Origin of the sequence: Chitinophaga solisilvae, from assembly GCF_009928525.1 — a bacterium.
GTDB lineage: Bacteria > Bacteroidota > Bacteroidia > Chitinophagales > Chitinophagaceae > Chitinophaga > Chitinophaga solisilvae.
On sequence record NZ_JAABOK010000005.1, the window covers coordinates 1 to 596 of the forward strand.

At 42.1% G+C, this 596-nt stretch carries 2 rRNA genes; both read left to right on the forward strand.

The features are described from left to right. The first annotated feature begins 190 nt into the window (after positions 1-190). Positions 191-302, forward strand: a 5S ribosomal RNA gene (rrf, locus tag GWG06_RS10880). A 145-nt stretch (positions 303-447) separates the two neighbouring features. Further along, positions 448-559 (forward strand): 5S ribosomal RNA (gene rrf, locus GWG06_RS10885). Positions 560-596 lie beyond the last annotated feature (37 nt).

Below are 596 nucleotides of genomic sequence, written 5' to 3' on the forward strand. Positions count from 1 at the left end.
TGTAAGGGTGGTAACATCGCAGCCGAGTAATACTAATTGCCCGTAAGCTTTAATTTTCTTTTATTACGCTTAAGTTCGTATACAACTATTTCCCGATATGTTATCTTATTAGTAAATGCTGGAATCACGAAGGCAGCTGTAACAGCAGCCGAGATTCACACAGGAGACTGTAACAGCAAAGGCAAGATCTTATGGTGGTTATGCCGAGGGTGTTCACCTCTTCCCATTCCGAACAGAGAAGTTAAGCCCCTCATGGCCGATGGTACTGCACTATCATGCGGGAGAGTAGGTAGCTGCCATATTTATTTAAAAGAGCCTTAGTGTAAAAGCACTAAGGCTTTTTTTATTTAGTCAATCTTACAGAAAATCATCCTGATAATAATTGTAACTCCTGATATTATTTATCCATAGCTGGAATCACAGCAGATAACAGCAAAGGCAAGATCTTATGGTGGTTATGCCGGGGGGGTTCACCTCTTCCCATTCCGAACAGAGAAGTTAAGCCCCTCATGGCCGATGGTACTGCACTATCATGCGGGAGAGTAGGTAGCTGCCATATTTATTTAAAAGAGCCTTAGTGTAAAAGCACTAAGGCT